Source organism: Lelliottia sp. GFLA7 (assembly GCF_056490165.1).
Map to the genome: position 1 here is coordinate 583809 of NZ_JBWLAQ010000002.1, position 18087 is coordinate 601895.

The 18087-nt window shown below is 50.5% G+C and carries 25 protein-coding genes; 3 read left to right on the plus strand and 22 right to left on the minus strand.

The window, feature by feature from the left end:
• The 15 genes from AC07RN_RS08335 to AC07RN_RS08405 all read right to left on the minus strand — a co-directional run bounded on the left by AC07RN_RS08335 (nucleotide 1) and on the right by AC07RN_RS08405 (nucleotide 8009).
• Nucleotides 1-351 (minus strand): GPW/gp25 family protein, encoded by a 351-nt coding sequence (locus AC07RN_RS08335; protein ID WP_015960473.1) that lies wholly within the window; start codon nucleotides 349-351, stop codon nucleotides 1-3.
• Entirely contained in the window at nucleotides 348-989 is a 642-nt protein-coding gene (locus AC07RN_RS08340) for a phage baseplate assembly protein V (protein WP_133629837.1), read from the minus strand. The genes AC07RN_RS08335 and AC07RN_RS08340 overlap by 4 nt, the downstream gene beginning before the upstream one ends.
• 429 nt (nucleotides 990-1418) lie before the next feature.
• On the minus strand, nucleotides 1419-1628 hold the full coding sequence (locus AC07RN_RS08345; RefSeq protein ID WP_478336097.1) for a hypothetical protein: 210 nt from the start codon (nucleotides 1626-1628) through the stop codon (nucleotides 1419-1421).
• A 262-nt stretch (nucleotides 1629-1890) separates the two neighbouring features.
• Nucleotides 1891-2355 (minus strand): phage virion morphogenesis protein, encoded by a 465-nt coding sequence (locus tag AC07RN_RS08350; protein ID WP_478336098.1) that lies wholly within the window; start codon nucleotides 2353-2355, stop codon nucleotides 1891-1893.
• Complete coding sequence (locus AC07RN_RS08355; RefSeq protein WP_478336099.1) at nucleotides 2348-2815, minus strand: phage tail protein; 468 nt, start codon at nucleotides 2813-2815, stop codon at nucleotides 2348-2350. Before AC07RN_RS08355 ends, AC07RN_RS08350 begins: the two co-directional genes overlap by 8 nt.
• Nucleotides 2778-3023, minus strand: a complete 246-nt coding sequence (lysC, locus tag AC07RN_RS08360; protein WP_478336100.1) for an Rz1-like lysis system protein LysC — start codon at nucleotides 3021-3023, stop codon at nucleotides 2778-2780. Before lysC ends, AC07RN_RS08355 begins: the two co-directional genes overlap by 38 nt.
• On the minus strand, nucleotides 2911-3345 hold the full coding sequence (gene lysB, locus AC07RN_RS08365) for an Rz-like lysis system protein LysB (RefSeq protein ID WP_478336101.1): 435 nt from the start codon (nucleotides 3343-3345) through the stop codon (nucleotides 2911-2913). The genes lysC and lysB overlap by 113 nt, the downstream gene beginning before the upstream one ends.
• Entirely contained in the window at nucleotides 3327-3755 is a 429-nt protein-coding gene (locus AC07RN_RS08370; protein ID WP_478336102.1) for a DNZ54_00345 family protein, read from the minus strand. The genes lysB and AC07RN_RS08370 overlap by 19 nt, the downstream gene beginning before the upstream one ends.
• Nucleotides 3752-4264, minus strand: coding sequence for a lysozyme (locus tag AC07RN_RS08375; protein ID WP_478336103.1), 513 nt, complete (start codon nucleotides 4262-4264; stop codon nucleotides 3752-3754). The genes AC07RN_RS08370 and AC07RN_RS08375 overlap by 4 nt, the downstream gene beginning before the upstream one ends.
• Complete coding sequence (locus AC07RN_RS08380; protein ID WP_478336104.1) at nucleotides 4248-4469, minus strand: phage holin family protein; 222 nt, start codon at nucleotides 4467-4469, stop codon at nucleotides 4248-4250. The genes AC07RN_RS08375 and AC07RN_RS08380 overlap by 17 nt, the downstream gene beginning before the upstream one ends.
• Entirely contained in the window at nucleotides 4460-4663 is a 204-nt protein-coding gene (locus AC07RN_RS08385; protein WP_478336105.1) for a tail protein X, read from the minus strand. The genes AC07RN_RS08380 and AC07RN_RS08385 overlap by 10 nt, the downstream gene beginning before the upstream one ends.
• The gene (locus AC07RN_RS08390; protein WP_478336106.1) at nucleotides 4663-5169 is read right to left on the minus strand and encodes a head completion/stabilization protein; all 507 of its coding nucleotides are present in this window, start codon (nucleotides 5167-5169) and stop codon (nucleotides 4663-4665) included. Before AC07RN_RS08390 ends, AC07RN_RS08385 begins: the two co-directional genes overlap by 1 nt.
• A 99-nt stretch (nucleotides 5170-5268) precedes the next feature.
• Nucleotides 5269-6024, minus strand: coding sequence for a phage terminase small subunit (locus AC07RN_RS08395; RefSeq protein WP_478336107.1), 756 nt, complete (start codon nucleotides 6022-6024; stop codon nucleotides 5269-5271).
• Nucleotides 6025-6027: 3 nt separating this feature from the next.
• Nucleotides 6028-7095: a phage major capsid protein, P2 family gene (locus tag AC07RN_RS08400; protein ID WP_478336108.1), complete on the minus strand. Its 1068-nt coding sequence runs from the start codon at nucleotides 7093-7095 to the stop codon at nucleotides 6028-6030.
• A 56-nt stretch (nucleotides 7096-7151) separates the two neighbouring features.
• Nucleotides 7152-8009: a GPO family capsid scaffolding protein gene (locus AC07RN_RS08405; protein WP_478336109.1), complete on the minus strand. Its 858-nt coding sequence runs from the start codon at nucleotides 8007-8009 to the stop codon at nucleotides 7152-7154.
• 166 nt (nucleotides 8010-8175) lie between these two features.
• Here AC07RN_RS08405 and AC07RN_RS08410 point away from each other — a divergent pair, with 166 nt between their 5' ends.
• Together AC07RN_RS08410 and AC07RN_RS08415 are read left to right on the plus strand one after the other, a co-directional pair.
• Nucleotides 8176-9945 carry a terminase ATPase subunit family protein gene (locus AC07RN_RS08410; protein WP_478336110.1) on the plus strand — a complete coding sequence of 590 codons (1770 nt, stop codon included), beginning with the start codon at nucleotides 8176-8178 and terminating at the stop codon, nucleotides 9943-9945.
• 1 nt (nucleotide 9946) lies between these two features.
• A complete protein-coding gene (locus AC07RN_RS08415) occupies nucleotides 9947-10963 on the plus strand; it encodes a phage portal protein (protein ID WP_478336111.1) in 1017 nt (338 codons plus the stop codon).
• 343 nt (nucleotides 10964-11306) lie between these two features.
• On the opposite strand, the gene AC07RN_RS08420 is transcribed toward AC07RN_RS08415, so the two are convergent.
• The 7 genes from AC07RN_RS08420 to AC07RN_RS08450 all read right to left on the minus strand — a co-directional run bounded on the left by AC07RN_RS08420 (nucleotide 11307) and on the right by AC07RN_RS08450 (nucleotide 17656).
• Nucleotides 11307-12647 (minus strand): AAA family ATPase, encoded by a 1341-nt coding sequence (locus AC07RN_RS08420; protein ID WP_478336112.1) that lies wholly within the window; start codon nucleotides 12645-12647, stop codon nucleotides 11307-11309.
• 1 nt (nucleotide 12648) lies between these two features.
• Nucleotides 12649-13638 carry a reverse transcriptase family protein gene (locus AC07RN_RS08425; RefSeq protein ID WP_478336113.1) on the minus strand — a complete coding sequence of 330 codons (990 nt, stop codon included), beginning with the start codon at nucleotides 13636-13638 and terminating at the stop codon, nucleotides 12649-12651.
• A 493-nt stretch (nucleotides 13639-14131) separates the two neighbouring features.
• A complete protein-coding gene (locus AC07RN_RS08430) occupies nucleotides 14132-16141 on the minus strand; it encodes a replication endonuclease (RefSeq protein ID WP_478336288.1) in 2010 nt (669 codons plus the stop codon).
• Nucleotides 16131-16406: a DUF5405 family protein gene (locus tag AC07RN_RS08435; protein WP_103949577.1), complete on the minus strand. Its 276-nt coding sequence runs from the start codon at nucleotides 16404-16406 to the stop codon at nucleotides 16131-16133. Before AC07RN_RS08435 ends, AC07RN_RS08430 begins: the two co-directional genes overlap by 11 nt.
• A gap of 22 nt (nucleotides 16407-16428) precedes the next feature.
• A complete protein-coding gene (locus tag AC07RN_RS08440; RefSeq protein WP_478336114.1) occupies nucleotides 16429-16647 on the minus strand; it encodes a DUF2732 family protein in 219 nt (72 codons plus the stop codon).
• A gap of 66 nt (nucleotides 16648-16713) precedes the next feature.
• Nucleotides 16714-17214, minus strand: a complete 501-nt coding sequence (locus tag AC07RN_RS08445; protein WP_478336115.1) for a replication protein B — start codon at nucleotides 17212-17214, stop codon at nucleotides 16714-16716.
• A 166-nt stretch (nucleotides 17215-17380) separates the two neighbouring features.
• Nucleotides 17381-17656 carry a regulatory phage cox family protein gene (locus AC07RN_RS08450; RefSeq protein WP_478336116.1) on the minus strand — a complete coding sequence of 92 codons (276 nt, stop codon included), beginning with the start codon at nucleotides 17654-17656 and terminating at the stop codon, nucleotides 17381-17383.
• A 124-nt stretch (nucleotides 17657-17780) separates the two neighbouring features.
• On the opposite strand from AC07RN_RS08450, the gene AC07RN_RS08455 reads away from it, so the two are divergent.
• Nucleotides 17781-18080, plus strand: a complete 300-nt coding sequence (locus AC07RN_RS08455; RefSeq protein WP_133629825.1) for a helix-turn-helix domain-containing protein — start codon at nucleotides 17781-17783, stop codon at nucleotides 18078-18080.
• Nucleotides 18081-18087 lie beyond the last annotated feature (7 nt).

An 18087-nucleotide genomic window follows, 5' to 3' on the forward strand; every position in this document is an offset into this window, starting at 1 on the left:
TTAACTCAGTGGAATGGTGAGTGAAAAAGGCTGGCCGGACGTGGCACGCGTGCCGGTCATATCGACATACAGCGCCCCGTCAGCCTCCCCGCGTTCAAAGGTAATGGTCGACAGGGTGACGCGAGGCTCCCACTTCTGGATAGCGGAGTAACACGCGGCCATAATCTGCAGACGCAGCGCCGGGGTCTGCGGCTGGTCAATCAGCGCAGACAGCAGCGAGCCGTATTCACGGCGCATGACGCGCGAGCCAACCGGCGTGACCAGAATGTCGCGCACGCTTTGCCGGATGTGCTCCACCTCAGAAATCGCGAGCCCGGTGTGGCCGTTCATACCCAGATAACGCACCGTCATTTAGTGTCCACCGTTCTGTCATCGCCGCGCTTCACGCCGCCGTGGTCGTGGTCATCCGTCTGCACGCCGTTGGAGGTAAATTTACCGCCGGTGTGCTCGATATCCCCTTTCATCGTCCCGCCCTTCTGCACTTCGAGCGAGCCGGTAATGAGCTTGTTGGTGCAGACCACTTCGGGGGTATCGAGCGTGATGCGGGTCGAGGCTTTGACCAGTACCAGCGGCACGGTTGCCGTAATGGAATCCGACGCGGTGACATCGGCGGTTTTGATACCGGACACGGTGAGCGCCCCGCTTTCAGGCTCGTACTCCATAACCGCCCCGTCAGGAAAGGCGATGTGAAGCGCATCCGGCGAGGCAGACGGCGCAGGATGGTCATCAGAGAAGATGGAGGGCAGCACAAAGGCGGTATCGAGCTCGCCACCGATAGCCAGAATCAGCACCTGCTCGCCAACGGACGGAGCCCACCACACTCGCGAGCGACCGGCGCGCGAAGTCAGCCAGTTAAGCCAGGTGGTTTGCATCCCGCCGGTCTGGACGCGACAAAGCCCCTCGACGGGGTCGACGTCGGTCACGATACCGGTGCGGATAAGGTTGCGGATCGCGCGAGCGATATCCTGAAGTGAATTTAATGTGTTCATGGAGATAGAATGCCGCCTGACATAACCAACGACAATTAAATGCAGTTTGCAGATACATCAAACAACATACTGATACTGTGCCAAATCAAAAACTTTCGAACCCTCGCTGCTCACCTCTTATTTTTAAGTAATTGAAATATTAGAAACCACACAAGTAAATCATCCCCCTACAATCTGGCAGCATTTAAAAAAACCAAATAAATCAACCTATGCCATAAGTTAAATAAATTTCGATTGAACCATAAAGCTAATCAGGAAATAATAATGCTGCAAAATAAGACATTAAGAAATAAAATTTTAGCGGACGACGGTGATGTCGCCCACTCCGCTCTTTTTATTAAAAATTATTAAAAAAGATTAAACCCATCCAGAATAATTATTACAAGAGTAAATATTGGAACGTGAGAAAAACGAAATGTGATAATGGAATTAAATCGTGGTGCCGGGTGCCTCCCGGTGCTTCTTTGCCAGACCAAAGAAGCGCGAGCATACCGCACTGGTGTCTGGTTCGACCCGCCGCATAGGGGGATTCACCACATTTAGAAAATAGAAAATTGTTTCATGGGAGTCAAGTTTTTTAACAAGCATGTGTTTTTTCATGACCGCATGATCACAATAAGGAAGTTTTGTGTCAGCCATGCTTATACCAAAGGGAAAATTCATATTTTTGTCACATCGGCTTAGTTTACATTTCCAACCTTAATTAGCAATTACTCCCTGACCAGCATGGAAACTAAAAAAAAGTCCATCAATAAATTGACAGACTTCTGAAAAATCAGAAAAGGTGCGTACCAACGATTTACTTCAGATGAAGTAAATTAAGCTTAGCACCACTTTTAAAAAACATACAAGCTTTAGTATTCACTCACCACAGAACCAAGAGAATGCTTACCATCCGCAACTAATGAAGGAAAGAATTATTTCTTAGATAGTCAATTACCAGCTCATCAATATATTTTTTATCAGCACGACTAAATCCCAGCAACTCACGCTGTGGATACTGAACATCCTGACTATTAGGGGTTGGCCTGTCTTTAAGTCCGTACTGATGGATCTGCACGATACGTTGCACCTTACCGGTAAACTCCACCACAGCAGTATCATTGCGGCCACTGGCTTTCATGTAGCGGCTGGTTCGCAGCTTCTGAAACATTGCCTTTTTAATACGCCCTTTTTTTGCCCTGAGCGGCTGACGCCTTCGCGCCTGATACGGCGTGCCATCCGGGGCAGTTTGTTGTTTTATTCTTTGCTGTTGCGACCTGCGCAGTTGCTTCGCAATTTCACCGGCCAGCTTTCGACGGCCTGACGGTGACAGTGCGCCAATCAATCCGGCCAGCTTATCGTCAAAGGGCTTTAATTCACTCATTCCACTTGCTCACGAGTTTACCAAAGAGATAAAGCTCGGTTGGCGGCGTCACCGGTTCGGGCAGGGGCGGCTCAGGCGCATAGCTGACGTGCAGCGCGCCGTTATCCTCCCTGACGAGCGTGCGCTCGGTGAGCTGCAGGCTGATACTGATATCGACGTTGTCACCGTCGTTTAAATCCATCTGGAATCGATAGCCTTTTTTCCGCCCCTCATCCGTGGTGCAGATATCCGGCTGGTTCTCACGCAGCCATGCCACCACCGGCACGAAAATCAAATCAGGGTCGCCAACAAAATCACACACGATCACATTCAGGGTATAAATTTTTTCGTGCGACAGCGAGGCCGCGAGACGCGCATCGATATTCCCCTCGTCGGCAAAGATGCGCATCATTTCGGGATTGGTTTTTAACTGCGGTACGGCGTCAGTGAGCGCCTTGCGCAGGCTTTTCATTTTCTGCATCTGTTTTATCCTGACAGTCTTTGATGGTTTCGACCTTTAACGCGCAGGCCGTGAGCGCATGCTCAAGCCTGCGGATATCGGCACTTAAATCGCCGTTACTGAGCGGCTCGCTTCCCGGCATCGGGCAGAGGCTCACTTTCGGGCAGGCGTTGTAAACAGTGACCGGCGGAGGCGCAGGCGGTGCGGGTGTGCAACCGGCGCACAGCATCAGGCAAATCAGCGCGATACCAGCGGCGTAAATCCTCGTTTTCATTGAGCAACCTCGTGATAGTTTGTTCGCGCCTTACCGCCTGCTCACCGGCAGCGGTCAGTTCGTCACTGAGCCTGACCTGCGCAGTCTCATTCGTCCTGGCGATACGTTGCGACACGGCAAGCTGATTTTTCAGCATCCCGATAGTCGTCTTTTGTTCGGTGGCGACTTTATTCGCCCTGTCGAATGAGCGACGTAAATTGCCGTTCTCATGACGCAGCCAGAGCACCGACGCCAGCGCCAGACCGGCGGCAAGCAATATCACAATGATTCTGGACACAAGCCAGCCTCCTTAATGCGCCGACGGTACGAACAACGAACCATGTTGAACAGGATCAGCCAAAGTAAGTACGTGAATGCGATAAACACCTTGCCCCCGGTAAGCAGGCATAAAACCGTACCAGCAGAAAGAATCAGAGACCAAAATCGACGCCATAGTGGGCGGGGCTTTCCGATAAGAGACCTAAAAATAGCCATGTGTTTTGGCGTTCGGTAAGGGTCAGACTGACTCGCAAACCAGTCCTCATAGCTGACAGCAGCCAGCACACTTCCTCCGATACAAACCAGACAGCCAAATAGCGCCCAGATGGCTATAAAATTAACGGCCACACTGTCGGGATTGTAAAAACCCAGTACAAGCAGAACGGCAATCAAGACATTAAAAATCAGAGAAGATAACAACGCTTTCATTGAGGCACTCCTTTCATGCAGTAAGCCCATTCCCGCGCGCGGCGGTTCTCCAGCCCTTTGTTTCTGACGCCGTTCACAAACACCCAGCGTGTAAGCTGGTCGCACGCCTGCCACCACTGCTGACGTTTGATAAACGAGACCAGCGTCGAGCGACAGGCCGCGCCAGTTCCGACGTTGAAGGCAAAACTCACCAGCGTGTCATAGACACGTGGCGGCATTTTCACCGGCACACAGACCGCGAGTCGCTGCTCGGTATTGAGCACATCCGCGACGAGGTTCGCCGCCGCCTGTCGCCCGGTGATATCCCCTTTCGGAACGACACCGGCAGTGTGGCCGATGCCTGACGTCCACACACCCGCGCTACACTGGTAAGGTGTCAGGCGACATCCTTCGAGGTCAGCGAGTAACGCCAGCCCCTCGGGCGAGGTATTCAGCAGACGAAAGTCAGGCATCAGCGCCGCCAGCGCCAGCACAGCGGCCACACTGCATTTTTTAATGATTGAGTTCACGAATAGCCCCCTTATCGAGTCCGAGTGAAATCAGATAGCGATAGGTTTTGCGCTTAAACCAGTAATTCGTCAGCGCGGTAAAAATGGCGCAGCAACCGCCGACATACAGCGCCAGCTTTTCGGGGGACATCGCCCCGAAATACGCCATCCCCATGGCCAGCCAGTAGGCGACAAACGTCGTGATTTTTTCCATGTTCAGTCCCATAGATTCACCGTCTCGGTTTTCGGGGCGCTGTCGGTTTCGAGCAATTCAATCGCCGTGCCGTGCGGCAGGATGACGCCCAGCTCCGACAGCCCCGGATTCGACTGCAGCACCGTCTCGACCACGCCCTCGGTGCGCCCGTAATAGCGCGCACAAATCGCGTCGAGGGTGTCACCCTGCATCGCATAGACCTTCATCAGATTTGCCCCACAATGCAGCGCGCCCTGTCCTGAATGCGCGCCACTGACCAGCGCATATCCCGCCACATTTCATCGATAGTGCTGTCGATACTGTCGGCCTTTTTGTCGCCCTTGCTGGTCGCATCCACGCCGCGATAACGCTCGTAAAGAGTGGCGGTCGTCATCGCGCATACGGCGTTGAAATAGTGGAAGCAGCGCACGCTCTCGCCGTCGAGCTCGTCGGTCGGGACATCCGCGAGCGTGGCGTGACCGGCGTCGAGCTGGCGGTCGCGCCAGTCGCGCAGCTCCGCATTGGTTTCCGCGATAGCGGTCTTAATTGCCCGGCGCAGGCGCACAGGGGAAACGGTCTGTTCAAGGCGCATTTCTTCGCGCACGCGCTTCGGGTCTACATCAGGGAAAAAGCCCGTATTTTTAATCACCGGCTCGCTCACGCCCGGTGGCGGTATCACCACGCCCGGCTCGTCCTGCGGCGTTGTTTTGGGCTCAATAATCAGTGTCGTCATGACAACCTCGGAAAATAGGTGGGCGGTGGACGCCGGTCGCAGACAGGGTAATCAATACCCGCATTGACCGGCGTGCCGCCCGGCTCGGGGAGCGTTCGGTTAACCTGTGGCTTTTGCCGCTTTAGGAGGACGTCCGCGCCGTGCCGCCGGTTTAGCGGCAGGTTTGCGCGTGCGTGGTTTAGTCGTTTTGGGCGCGGGCTCGGGCTTCGGTTTAAGCTGGCGCTCAAGCTGTTCGATATCCTTTTTCACGCCGATAGTTCGCTCTAACTGGATCGCACGCTGCAGGTGCGCCAGTGCCTCGGGCAGTTCACCTTTGTCGCGCAGCAGGTAGCCGGTGATTTTGTGCAGCTTCGCGCGCACGATATCGGGCATATCTGCACGCTCAGTCAGGGCGAGGGTATCGAGCAGCAGCGCCAGCTCAGGTGACTGATTCGCATCGCGCAGGCGCTGCGCAGCAAGCGCAACTTCTTCGGCCAGCAGATACGGCGTGGTGCGACGATGGCCGCCGACAGGCATCGTCAGGCCATACGTCAGTGCGTAACGGGCAATCTCAAGCGCACCGGCAATATCATCCGCATCGAGACGCCAGAGCATAACGGTCATGACAATGTCATCCTGCGCCCCTTTGCCATTCGCAAGGACACCCGCCACCCACGGCAGATAAAACGGCAGCAGTTCGCGCTTTTTGTCAGCCTTGCCCTCGTTGGATCGGATTTGTTTTAATGTGCGACAGTCTGCGGCCAGCTTAACGAGCATCTGCTCATAGGCAGTTGCATTGCGCAGCGGAGCAGCACCCCGCTGTGCAGTTTCAGAGGCCGAGACCCGCATCATGTGAAGCGCTGCGGGGCTCGTCATGGCTTACTCTCCGCCGTTCTGGTCAGCAGGCGCGGCAAACTCACCGAGTTTGATATTTTCAATCAGGCAACCGGCGGCATACGCCTCAACCACATAATCGATGTTCATCGATTCATAGTTTTCGACGCGGTCTTTTTTCGGCTCCTCGATGATGGCGCGGCGGTGCGCGTCGTCCATGAAGTAAATCGACAGGTTATCGAGGCGCGTAATCATCAGCGCATCCGCCGGGAAGTACGGCACACGCACGGCTGGCAGGTTGCCGATTCGCTTCTGGCTGATGATGATGTCAGCGGCCAGTGATTCGGTGTTTGGCTGCGTCTTGTTGACGATCGGGAAATATTTATCCGCGAGCAGCTTGCGACCGGTGATGACCACGAGCTCCGGGTCGTCCTGATAAATCTCGTCAATCAGGTTGGTGGTGGCGTCCATCACCAGCGCGTCGAGGTTGGCATAATCGCCGTTTTCACCCACGCGGATCACCGCCGAAACCACATCGCCGTTTGCATCAGTGATTTTCGACATGACGCGTGCCGGTGCTTCATTGCGATACTTCTGCAGCCAGCCCACCGCCACATCCTGCAGCATCGGATGCGTTTTGCGGTTGGAGGTTTCCGCGCGCTCGATACCGTTGAAACCGGCCATGATGAAATCGAGCGACTGTCGCTTGATAATCGCGTCACGGATACGGGTCTGGAAGTCCTGGAATCGCGCCCACAGGTCGAGCTGTTTGTAACGGATATGGAAATCAAAGTTGATTTGCGCACATTCGTATTTGTTGGATTCAAGCGCCGTGAAATCGGCGGTTTTGCGCTCATCATCCCCGGCAGTATCAGCGGTGCTCGCAATCGTGCCGTTGACACCCACCCCGACTTTTTCGCCTTTCAGCTCGTCGACCGGCACAATGTTGATTTTGGTCAGAAACGCGGATGACACCTGCAGGGTGTTCATCAGGGTTTGCGTGACCGACGGCTCGACGGTAAATTTCTTCGCCACGTCATCAGTGGAAACGCCGTTCAGCTCCGCAACGCGGGACATGTAGGCATTAAATTTAAAGCGGGTTTCTTTACGCATTGTTATTCCTGTTTTCTAAAAATGGGGTTTCAGGCCGTACAGCGCCCGGCGCGTTATCAGCAGTTAGTCAGCAGCTCGTCGCCCGTCCCGCCTTTCGACTTCTCGCGGCGCGGCTGGCTATGGCTTTCTGTGTTATCGAGGGCGCTTTTTAGCGAAGTAAACGCCTGCGCGCTTTCGTCTGCCTTGCGCGTCACGTCCTGCTTAAACTGCGCTAAGTTGGTCTCAAGCTCCGCGATGCGCTGGTCAGTCGCGCTGAGGTTGACCTGCACCAGTTCAGAGACTTCCGTCACAGCCTCATGCACATCAGCAAAACGCGCGTCGTCGCTGACCTGCTTGCGGCTGAAAATGGCCTTGACCTTGTCGGTCAGGCTGTTGAGCACGGTGTCGGGGACATCTTCAAATTCCAGCTCAGCCAGCGTGGCAACAGAAAACAGATCGTCAGGCTGGTCTTTTTTACCGGCGAGCGGGTTCTGCGTGGCACGGCTGCAGAATTCGAGGTATTCCGTGCCGAGACTTGCCGGGTCATCGGTGACGGCGAGGCCAATCAGGTAACACTTGCCGCTATTTGAGAAATTCGGGCGAATTTCCATCGAGGTGTAAACCTTCTGACCGGTACGCACCATGCTCACCAGTTCGTCGAGCGGGGCGATTTTGCCAAACAGCGCTTTTTTGCCGTTCAGTGCAGAGTCATCGCTGATGATTTCCGCTTTGACTTCCGTCACATCGCCATAGCGCTTAAACGGGCTGTCAGGCCAGAGACTTTTGATATGTTCCAGATTGATGCGACAGCCATAGACACGCGGGTCAAAGGTGTCAGCCATGTCCTGAATGTCATCGCCGTTAATCACGCGGCCATCGCAGGTGTCACCCTCGACGCCGATGCGAAACCACTTAGAAACTACTTTCTTTGCCATTGTTCAGGTGTCCTGATGTTGGGTTTTTCGGTTCGGGCTTAGTTTCCCGACTCCGACCCGCATCAGCCACCGCTTGCAGAAGTGCGACCCCTGACACAACAGGGGCTTAGCGAATACGCTCCGCGTTTTCCTTAGCCTTGCCTCGTACCAATAAAACGAGGTGAGAATGACAATATCGACTGACTTATCACTACTGAATGACCCACGACGACAGGCTCGCCTCCTGTACTGGCAGGGTTTCGCCGTGCCACAAATTGCCGACATGCTGCAGGTGAAACGCCCGACGGTGCAGAGCTGGAAACAGCGCGACGGATGGGAAGAAACCGCGCCGATTAATCGTGTCGAATCGACATTAGAGGCGCGGCTGATTCAGCTCTACGCAAAGCCCGACCTGACGCCGCATGACTTTAAAGTCGCTGATTTTCTGTCGCGTCAGATGGAGCGGCTCGCGCGCGTGAATCGCTACGGCCAGACCGGAAATGAAGTGGATTTAAACCCCAACATTGCAAACCGCAACAAGGGAGATCGCAAAAAGCCGAAACGCAATTATTTCAGCGACGAGGCTATCGAAAAGCTGGAAGATATTTTCCTCGACCAGTCGTTTGAGTATCAGCTCAACTGGCATAAGGCAGGCATCGCGCACCGTATTCGCCACATACTCAAATCGCGCCAGATTGGCGCAACGTTTTACTTTGCGCGCGAGGCACTTTTGCGCGCGCTGAAAACCGGGCAAAACCAGATATTTTTGTCAGCCAGTAAAACGCAGGCTTACGTGTTCCGAAAATACATCATCGCCTTTGCCCGTCTGGTCGACGTTGACCTGTCGGGCGACCCGATTGTCATCGGCAACAACGGCGCAGAGCTGATTTTCCTCGGGACCAACTCCAACACCGCGCAGAGCCACAACGGCGACCTGTACGTCGATGAAATTTTCTGGATACCCAATTTTCAGCGTCTGCGCAAAGTGGCGTCGGGCATGGCGTCGCAGTCGCACCTGCGCACCACCTATTTCTCAACCCCGTCCACGCTGGCACACGGCGCTTATCCGTTCTGGTCAGGCGAGCTGTTTAACCGGGGGCGCAGCAACCGCGACGAACGGGTCGACATTGATATCAGCCACAAGGCGCTTGCCGGTGGCGTGCTGTGCCCGGATGGTCAGTGGCGGCAGATTGTCACCATCGAGGACGCGCTCGCCGGGGGCTGTACCCTGTTTAACCTCGACCAGCTTAGACAGGAAAACAGTGCCGACGATTTCCGCAACCTGTTTATGTGCGAGTTCGTTGACGACAAGGCGTCGGTATTCCCGTTCGAGGAGCTGCAGCGCTGCATGGTCGACGCGATGGAAGAATGGGAGGACTTCGAACAATTTGCCGACCGTCCGTTTAACTGGCGTCCGGTCTGGATTGGCTACGACCCGTCACACACCGGCGATAGTGCAGGCTGCGCGGTACTGGCTCCGCCGCTGGTTGCCGGGGGCAAGTTCCGCATCCTTGAGCGTCACCAGTGGAAAGGGATGGATTTTGCGGCGCAGGCCGAGGCCATCCGGTCACTGACAGAGAAATACACTGTCGACTATATCGGCATCGATGCGACCGGCATCGGCCAGGGTGTTTACCAGCTCGTGCGCTCGTTCTTCCCGGCAGCGCGCGCCATCCGCTACACGCCTGAAATGAAGACCGCGATGGTGCTGAAAGCCAAAGACACCATCCGACGCGGGTGTCTGGAATACGACGCCGGTGCAACCGACATCACGCAGTCGTTTATGGCTATCCGCAAAACCATGACCAGCAGCGGGCGCAGCTCAACCTATGAAGCGAGTCGCAGCGAGGAAGCCAGCCACGCGGATATCGCGTGGGCGACCATGCACGCCCTGCTAAACGAACCGCTTTCCGCCGGGAGCGGGATGCATTCAAACTCTATTCTGGAAATTTATTAAGATGGCAAAACCAAAATTTAAACCGACCACCACGACCGCCAGCGCACCGCAAAAAATGGAGGCGTTCACCTTTGGTGAGCCCTCCGCCGTGATGGACAGGCGTGACATCCTCGATTATGTCGAGTGTATTCATAACGGGAAATGGTACGAGCCGCCGGTCAACTTCTCGGGGCTGGCGAAAAGCCTGCGCGCCGCCGTGCATCACAGCTCACCGATTTACGTGAAACGTAACATTCTGGCGAGCACCTATATCCCGCACCCGTTGTTGTCCCGTCAGGATTTCAGCCGCCTTGTGCTCGATTATCTGGTCTTTGCCAACGGCTATCTTGAGAAGCGCATGAGCGTCACCGGCCAGCTTTTAAAGCTGGAAACCTCCCCGGCCAAATACACCCGCCGTGGCGTCGAGGATGACGTTTACTGGTATGTTTCGAGCTTCACGCACCCGCACGAATTTGCGCCCGGCTCGGTGTTCCACCTGCTTGAGCCCGATATTAATCAGGAGCTTTACGGGATGCCGGAATACCTGAGCGCACTTAATTCCGCCTGGCTGAATGAGTCGGCGACGCTGTTTCGTCGCAAGTATTACCAGAACGGCGCGCACGCGGGTTACATCATGTACGTAACCGACGCAGCGCAAAGCAGCACCGACGTCGAATCGCTGCGTGATGCGATGCGTAATTCAAAAGGACTCGGGAATTTTAAAAACCTGTTTTTCTATGCGCCCAACGGGAAACCGGACGGCATTAAGATCGTGCCACTGAGTGAAGTCGCCACGAAGGATGATTTTTTCAATATCAAAAAGGTGAGCGCCGCTGACCTGCTCGATGCGCACCGCGTGCCTTTCCAGCTGATGGGGGGCAAGCCCGAGAACATCGGCTCAATGGGTGATGTCGAGAAGGTGGCGAAGGTGTTTGTGCGTAACGAGCTGTCACCACTGCAGGAGCGTTTCAAAGAGGTAAACGACTGGCTCGGAATGGAGGTGATCCGCTTTAAAGATTACAGCCTCGAATCAGAATAAAACCCGCCAAAAGTGCCGCCTCCGGGCGGCATCATCACAGACCGCCTCAGACGCGCCACACGCAACGCATTTATCAGTCGGCCCCGTCACAGGCCAGCGAAGCGGCAGTGCCGTCAGGAGGCTCGCAGGCGCACACAATTAAATGCTGACATCACATCTGGCGCGCAATGCTATCCCCGCCACGCCTGCCCGCTTAAGGGGTTGCTTTTAATGCAGGAGCATAAGGAGCTTCAAGGCACTACCGCCGTAGCGCTAGTTATGACAATTCATCAAGATAATTAAATGCACTTTCATGCAGCAAGGGATGCATGACATCATGTTAATGAAGATTGAATTATTTTTATTAAATACCCCTTGTCAGAAATGCTCTAATTTGCTGTCTAAAGTCTTCACACTGTTGGGGCTTTAAGCGCTCTAAATATTCAAAAACCTTATTCGCATCCCAACCGTTATTATACGTCTTAACTACACCACGATAGACTTGCTTGTCATGTTTATCAGTTCCTTTGATCGTAACTCTGGGAATAGAATGATCCGCCTCATAAGCCTGAAAAAAATCTTTCTCTACGCTCTGAAATGGAATGCATAACGTGTTATTTCCTCTGGCATGTTTTAATCCAAGCTGGTCACCATCCAGCACTGAAATTACATCTTGCGGGGAGGTCAGAAAAGATTCACGTTCATTACGGCGCATCAAGTCGATGACATTAGTCCCACCACCAACGTATATTATTTTATATTTATAAAAATAATCATTACCAGAGACATCTATAATGTACTCAAGAAACGCTTGCAAAACCTCATCTTCGGTAAGAATGTACTTATCCCAGCCTTTAAATCCAAACAATGTACTTTTGATATAATTATAAGAGCGATTCGTAATTGTTGTCTCTGCATTACCCTCACACATATAAAACAACTCATCTTCATTCAATGTTTGCATCAATGCTAAGGAGTGCGTAGTAAAAACAATATTTACCGAATGCCTTTGGCAGTATTCTCTTAAGACAGCAATTAGATGGACTTGAGCGGATGAATCCAACGATATATCAATCTCATCGATTACAATGAATTTTCGCTTGAGTTCAATCATTCTAAAGAGGTTTAAAATAAAATACTCACCAGAACTAAAATAGTCCTCTCTAATATACGTGCCATTATTGTTCAACCTAAAATAAAAGACTTCATTTTTTACAGCGAATGATTTCAAATTATTATAAGATGTTGATTGATAAACTTTATTCAGTATATTTATCAAATCTACCGGTTCTTCATAGTTTTCAAACGCAATACTCTTTCTAAGCTCGGTGTCAATTTTACTAAGCGTAGGGAAGTTATTAAAGCGCATTCCATGAGGAATAGGCAATTCGACATATAGATTGGCTCTAATATCCTCAGGAATTAACTGCTTAGTATCAATAACCCTCAATATTTCGTCATAATTATAGATTACGATTTCGTCATTAACCTTGTATTTTATACTACTCTCAGGATTAAAAATATATCTTGAGGATGTTTTGATGAATGTATCCGACGACTGTAAATTTTTGATTGCTTTAATTAAAGTGGTTTTCCCAGCGCCATTCTTCCCAACAATGCAAGTTAATTTGCATTCAGAAAGATCAATAGCAAAACACATACGCTCAACATGCTGGATTTTAGAAATTTCAATGTTTATTTTCATTTTAATTTACGTTCTTATAGAATAGCATATCAATAATCGTGTTGCCGTATTTCTTCTTCAGCTTATTCAGATAACTCTTGTCGATTGTATTTATATGATTCAAAGTCCCTGAAACTGCATTAACACCTTTATCTAAAATCTCATTTTCGTTTAACCCATCAGTCCTAATTTTAGGGTCATTTACAACAGAGTCTATAAATTTATTTTTATCCCTGACATAAAAATGAATTAAATGCTCTAGCTTTCTTTTTACTTTTATATCTACAGACACGACCTCAGATGGCAGTATAACCATCCCGAGCAATTTAATTTTACTACCTTTTCTTATCAGCTTTGTTTTTGCAGCATTAAGCTTAAAATGCCCATTACCAAACTTATTTAACAAACCATTAACTACAGAAAAAATATCATTTAGCCCATCATCACTAACAGATGAAATAATTATATCATCTGAATAGCGAGTATAGATAATGTCATAATCAATACAGTATTTCTGCATAGCAACATCGAAATCATACAAGCATGCATTGCTTAAAGCCGGAGAGGTAGGAAATCCGACGGGTAAAGAATCATCAACAATTATGTAATCCAAGATTTTATCAAGATGGGTCTCTAAATCGAAGATGGGTACTACAGATAAATTATTAATTAGTACTGAGCGTGCAAAATCACGGGTAATTGAGGGGAAAAAACCTTTAATGTCAGTATTAAAAAAGACTCTGCTTGCTGAATGAAGTTTGACAGCATCAAAAGTGCTACTTCCTTTTCTGTATGAAAAAACGACCTCTTTATTCACTTTCAAATATGAAAGAATAAATTCATTAATGAATTTGTGATACTCTTTAAGCTTAGAGGTAGGCTCAGCAATTAGCCTTTGCTCAAACGAATTAAATTTAACATGCTGAACCGGCTCAAATAAGAGAAAATTTTCAAAAGAATCTTTATCAAAGAATGCAATACTGAAGGCTTTTTCGAGACTAAGGGGTTTCATTGTTGGCTGGGCTTTTTTTTGAGTTGAATGGATTCCAAGATGAACTCTCTAATTCTTATTTCTCACCCTAGACCTCCTATCTTTCACAGACCTTACTTCTTGTACATACCTTCTCTTATACATATGAAAGAGAAGGCAGTACAAGAGCAACACTATATAAAGGCCTGTAGAGGCCAACATTTATGACTGGAGATACTCCTAGTCGTTGGCATGAGAACACTCTAAACCACATTTTAGGCATTTACAACATTTGAAGCCGTAAACATTAACTACATTGGATGGAGTTCACAAAACAACATGACTACACAAGTGCATCACATAAAATTCAGAGAGTTACATCCGCGCCCCTCCGATCATTTACTGTCGGATATAATAATCCTTTTCGCCATAAACCACTTTGCCACCACTGCGGTGTAATGCCTTGCGTAGCAAGCTCAAAGCGTAATGCGAGGGATATGTTTTTGTTGTCGATTACGCTTCTGAGTTCAATTCCTTAATGCACCCCTAAATCAGCATCACACCATCCGATAACGCCACTCTCAATCACATTCAGCACCGCTACAGCATGCTCAGACGGTGTAAGTGTCATAACTGGATCACCAACGCCTGTAAGCTTTCCACAGTTATTGACAGGACTCCGAGGCGCGGCAATGCCGCTTTTTAAAGTCAAAGGCTCAACGGCCAAAAGCTTTGGAACGATGCGCCATTCGGCTGTCCGGGTAACATGTACCAGCTCAGAGCCTAAGTGCGGCGCGTAGATACCCACGACTCTCTCTATATCCTCTTCGTAGGCGTTGACCTCGTCAGTTACGTTACGAGCCACACGGACGGTCTGGCTATCGCGTGGAACATTCGCCCCGCCCTGCGCTGCGATATACAGGTCAAATTCACCTTCATCAGCTGCAGCTCTGGCCGCTTCGACGCGCTCATCAAATTCATCAGTAATGCTCACCCCGCGAGGCAGTTTGCGCAGCTCGCGATATGCGCCCATCGTCGGCAGGCCAATTGATTTGAATTGCGGGATACGCCACGTTGACGCCCATGCGGTTACAGCTGCGGCGGTATCAGTGAGAGGCTTGCCTGTGTCGTGATCGACCTGACCATCGAGCGCGTAACCATCGATGTTCTTCGCAATGTACTTTGCGATGTAACCGGCTGCGCCACCTTGATTGAGGTGCTTCGCTTCAAAGCGCTGTGCTGCAGCACCCTTTTCATCGCCGTCTTCTTTTAAGGCATACCGGCGCATGATTTCGGTGATGTGTTTGCGTTGCTCTGGTTTGCAAAAAAGCATCATGTGCCAGTGCGGCGTTCCGTCATGATGCGGCTCGACAACGCGCATCCCGTAGACCTGCAAATCGTTATCTTTAAAAGCTGTACGCATCAGGCTCCAGATACGGCACAAATACCGCTGTCCATCCTTCGGCGTAAAGGCGGTTTCATTCCAGCTGTGATTAAGTTGCACTGTCTTTTTATCGCCCTTTCCTACCTGACGCGTCGGGTGATACTTCGACGGCGTGGTGATAGTGATAAACATCCCAACGTCACCCTGACCGGCCGCATAGCGTTCAATGCCAGCAATAGTGTTCATCAGTTCCATACGACGGATTTCAGGGTTTGAAATACTTCCCATGACTTTGCTGATGAGATCGATGCGCTCACCGGTAACTTTGTTTTCCAGCTCGCACGATTTGAGGTATTCGAGGTTAGCCAGGCGGCGAGAATGCACGTCGCGGATCGCCGTTCTGCTGGCGTATGGAGAACGGTCTTTATTTACCTCACCGGCTGCAATCAGCAATGCTTCGTGCCAGCGCATACGCTGCGCCTTAAACTGGTTAATCCACCATTCATCGTTAATCAGACGAGCAATAGCGGAAAATGCCTGGCGAATCGTGATCTGCCCTTTGCGGTATTTTTTCCAGAACATCGGGGTGATATTGAATGCACGCGCTGCACCGGCAACGTGAGCATATAAATGCGCCTGCGCCTCATCGGTGAAAAGAGTCTCTTTACCGCCGTGAGCATCTGCCCAAGCGTCGCTTAATTCCTCATAAGCAACATAGAGCTGCGAAGCGATACGGGCAGCAAACTTTTTGAGCGCCTTGTCACTCATACCAGGTAAACGCGAATAGCTTTCGCGCTCGCTCATGAAGAGTAGCGAGGCGGTCTCGTTCATTCCGTTAAGCTGATTGACCCGCTCAAGACGCGGCCCCACCCTTTGCTCAACGGTGTTCTTAAGGAAATAGAAACCATGAAGTGGGCTTTTAGTACGACGGATAAAGTCATACCGAGAGTTGAACAACGTTTTTAAGACGTATGGCAGGCGATTAACTTTACCTAAAACACCTTGCACCTGACGGAATTCGCCACGTGTAAGGGGTCTGTCACGGCCAATTGCAGAGCGTGGAGCATTCCAGGGATAAGCACCGACGAATGTATCATCGGTGTGCTTCGAGAAAGGAGGCGGTGGCGAGGGGGCAATACGCCCCCGAGGTTCAGCGGCCATTTGAAGTGAAGGCATCCAGACATTGCTTCGCTACGCGCTCAATCTGAGTTTCAAGCGCCGAGAAACGAGTGGCGTCTCCCGTTAAAAGGTCATGCAAGACAAGACCGGAAACGAGCTTAGAAATTGTCGGGTAGTAACCCACTACATCCAGCCATTCCTTACCTTCATTCTTGCCGGATGTAGCGGTTTTCTTTTCCTGCAAAATAAATTGATAGCGGTCGCTAGTAATGACGTACTGGTTATTTATCTCGATGCGTATGCTCATTTTTACTTCCTGTTAAAAGTTGTTAATCCGCTCTTCCGAAAATCGATTTGTGTAACTTTTCCGACTCCTGACCTAATAACTCGATAATCTCGGTGCGGTTTAGTTCTGACTTACTGATGTGCGCGATAAGACCGTCGAACTGAGAAGAGAAACGGGTCGCTGTGTCGCGTTGTGCTTCGCTTACTGCCTGCGCCAGAAGTACCGAATACATGCCCCGCTGCGCTGTATTTTGTTTTTGCATTTGCCTATCTCCAGACAAAAGGAGTCCCCACGCTGTAAGGCGCGTAATAAAACGAATCCAGATTAATTAATGTAAATACTGCTCAGGTTTTACCGCGGTTAAAATGGTTGGCGCGTACTCGAAAAGGCTAAACAGCTCTCGCAAAGCGCGGAATAGTTTGTCGCGCCAGTAGCAGTCCTCTTCGTTCAATCGCCAGTGCGGCATACTGAACTCCTGATCCGTAAGACCTGCATGGCGGAAAAGAGAACGTCTTTGACTAACCGTAAGACGGCTAATGAAGGTTGCCTTAGTCGAGCCATGCTGGCGAAACCGACTGAATGCGAATCTCAGTTCATCCAGAGCACAGACAAGACGCTCGCGATCTGCTTCGTCCATTTCTTCTAAGCGCATGACTGAGTGGCGCTGTTTTAATTGAGCGTGAAAACAAACGGTCAGTCGTTCGCGCTCCATCATTTGATTGTAAAAATCACAGGTGTCCTGCCAGCGTGGTAGAGCCAGGTACTTACCGACCAGACCCCGAAGCGCCGCTGGTTGTTTCTGGATCACATCAAGAGTCATGACGGTCATAACCACAGCCCTCTTTTTTTGACCAGGCGGCGAAGCGTCTCAATAACGCCAGGCTTACGTGTGCGGATGATGATGCCCTTACGGCCGCGCCCGTGAGTGATAGTGAAGTTCATGGGGTTAGGGCTTTCCCTGCGGAGTAACTGAGCAATGCAACGAGGTTCATTTTTCATGCTGGCTCTCCCAATCCGAGCCACATTAGCCAACCTTCACGAATCTCTTTTGGGCGGCTTTCATAGGCAAGTTTCATTCCGTTGTTCCAGGCTGGAAGGTAAATCCAGTATTCACCAACGGTTCCACTAGTTGATTGGGGATCAGTCATTTTAATAATTGGTAACTTGCCTTTATCAATCATTCCCCGAACCGCAGTCGGGGTCTTGCCAATGAGTCTCGCGAACTCTTGGTAAGGGACTGCATCTGTCGCACTTACAAGCTGTTTATTCATCTGTTACGATTCTCCTTTAGTGCCATTAATTGCTCTTAATGGGGTTTAATTGCGCTCAATGGAGATTCACCCACTAGATAGATAAATCTACGATAGGTGACAATATTCAACTATAGGTGATTTTATGTCAATACAGATCCATGAAAAAATCAAGCTAATCAGAGAGTCAGAGAGGTTAAACAGAAAGCAATTCAGTGACTTGACTGGGATTGTTTATGGTTCATTTTGTAGTTACGAAGCCGGCGATAAAAAACCTGGTGTTGAACAAATTATGAAAATCCTTCAACACCCGCGTTTTACCAAATACACCATGTGGTTTATGACGGATCAAATAACACCTGAAGCTGGGCAAATTGCACCGGCTCTCGCGCACTTTGGGCAGCAGACAACAACGTCACCCCACTCAGACCAGAAAACTGGCTAACCATTTA

Coding starts and splice junctions, on each gene's coding strand:
- AC07RN_RS08335 (WP_015960473.1), bottom strand. CDS start 351: ATGACGGTGCGTTATCTGGGTATGAACGGCCACACCGGGCTCGCGATT.
- AC07RN_RS08340 (WP_133629837.1), bottom strand. CDS start 989: ATGAACACATTAAATTCACTTCAGGATATCGCTCGCGCGATCCGCAAC.
- AC07RN_RS08345 (WP_478336097.1), bottom strand. CDS start 1,628: ATGGCTGACACAAAACTTCCTTATTGTGATCATGCGGTCATGAAAAAA.
- AC07RN_RS08350 (WP_478336098.1), bottom strand. CDS start 2,355: ATGAGTGAATTAAAGCCCTTTGACGATAAGCTGGCCGGATTGATTGGC.
- AC07RN_RS08355 (WP_478336099.1), bottom strand. CDS start 2,815: ATGCAGAAAATGAAAAGCCTGCGCAAGGCGCTCACTGACGCCGTACCG.
- lysC (WP_478336100.1), bottom strand. CDS start 3,023: ATGCTGTGCGCCGGTTGCACACCCGCACCGCCTGCGCCTCCGCCGGTC.
- AC07RN_RS08370 (WP_478336102.1), bottom strand. CDS start 3,755: ATGAAAGCGTTGTTATCTTCTCTGATTTTTAATGTCTTGATTGCCGTT.
- AC07RN_RS08380 (WP_478336104.1), bottom strand. CDS start 4,469: ATGGGACTGAACATGGAAAAAATCACGACGTTTGTCGCCTACTGGCTG.
- AC07RN_RS08385 (WP_478336105.1), bottom strand. CDS start 4,663: ATGAAGGTCTATGCGATGCAGGGTGACACCCTCGACGCGATTTGTGCG.
- AC07RN_RS08390 (WP_478336106.1), bottom strand. CDS start 5,169: ATGACGACACTGATTATTGAGCCCAAAACAACGCCGCAGGACGAGCCG.
- AC07RN_RS08395 (WP_478336107.1), bottom strand. CDS start 6,024: ATGACGAGCCCCGCAGCGCTTCACATGATGCGGGTCTCGGCCTCTGAA.
- AC07RN_RS08400 (WP_478336108.1), bottom strand. CDS start 7,095: ATGCGTAAAGAAACCCGCTTTAAATTTAATGCCTACATGTCCCGCGTT.
- AC07RN_RS08405 (WP_478336109.1), bottom strand. CDS start 8,009: ATGGCAAAGAAAGTAGTTTCTAAGTGGTTTCGCATCGGCGTCGAGGGT.
- AC07RN_RS08410 (WP_478336110.1), top strand. CDS start 8,176: ATGACAATATCGACTGACTTATCACTACTGAATGACCCACGACGACAG.
- AC07RN_RS08415 (WP_478336111.1), top strand. CDS start 9,947: ATGGCAAAACCAAAATTTAAACCGACCACCACGACCGCCAGCGCACCG.
- AC07RN_RS08420 (WP_478336112.1), bottom strand. CDS start 12,647: ATGAAAATAAACATTGAAATTTCTAAAATCCAGCATGTTGAGCGTATG.
- AC07RN_RS08425 (WP_478336113.1), bottom strand. CDS start 13,638: ATGAAACCCCTTAGTCTCGAAAAAGCCTTCAGTATTGCATTCTTTGAT.
- AC07RN_RS08430 (WP_478336288.1), bottom strand. CDS start 16,141: ATGGCCGCTGAACCTCGGGGGCGTATTGCCCCCTCGCCACCGCCTCCT.
- AC07RN_RS08435 (WP_103949577.1), bottom strand. CDS start 16,406: ATGAGCATACGCATCGAGATAAATAACCAGTACGTCATTACTAGCGAC.
- AC07RN_RS08440 (WP_478336114.1), bottom strand. CDS start 16,647: ATGCAAAAACAAAATACAGCGCAGCGGGGCATGTATTCGGTACTTCTG.
- AC07RN_RS08445 (WP_478336115.1), bottom strand. CDS start 17,214: ATGACCGTCATGACTCTTGATGTGATCCAGAAACAACCAGCGGCGCTT.
- AC07RN_RS08450 (WP_478336116.1), bottom strand. CDS start 17,656: ATGAATAAACAGCTTGTAAGTGCGACAGATGCAGTCCCTTACCAAGAG.
- AC07RN_RS08455 (WP_133629825.1), top strand. CDS start 17,781: ATGTCAATACAGATCCATGAAAAAATCAAGCTAATCAGAGAGTCAGAG.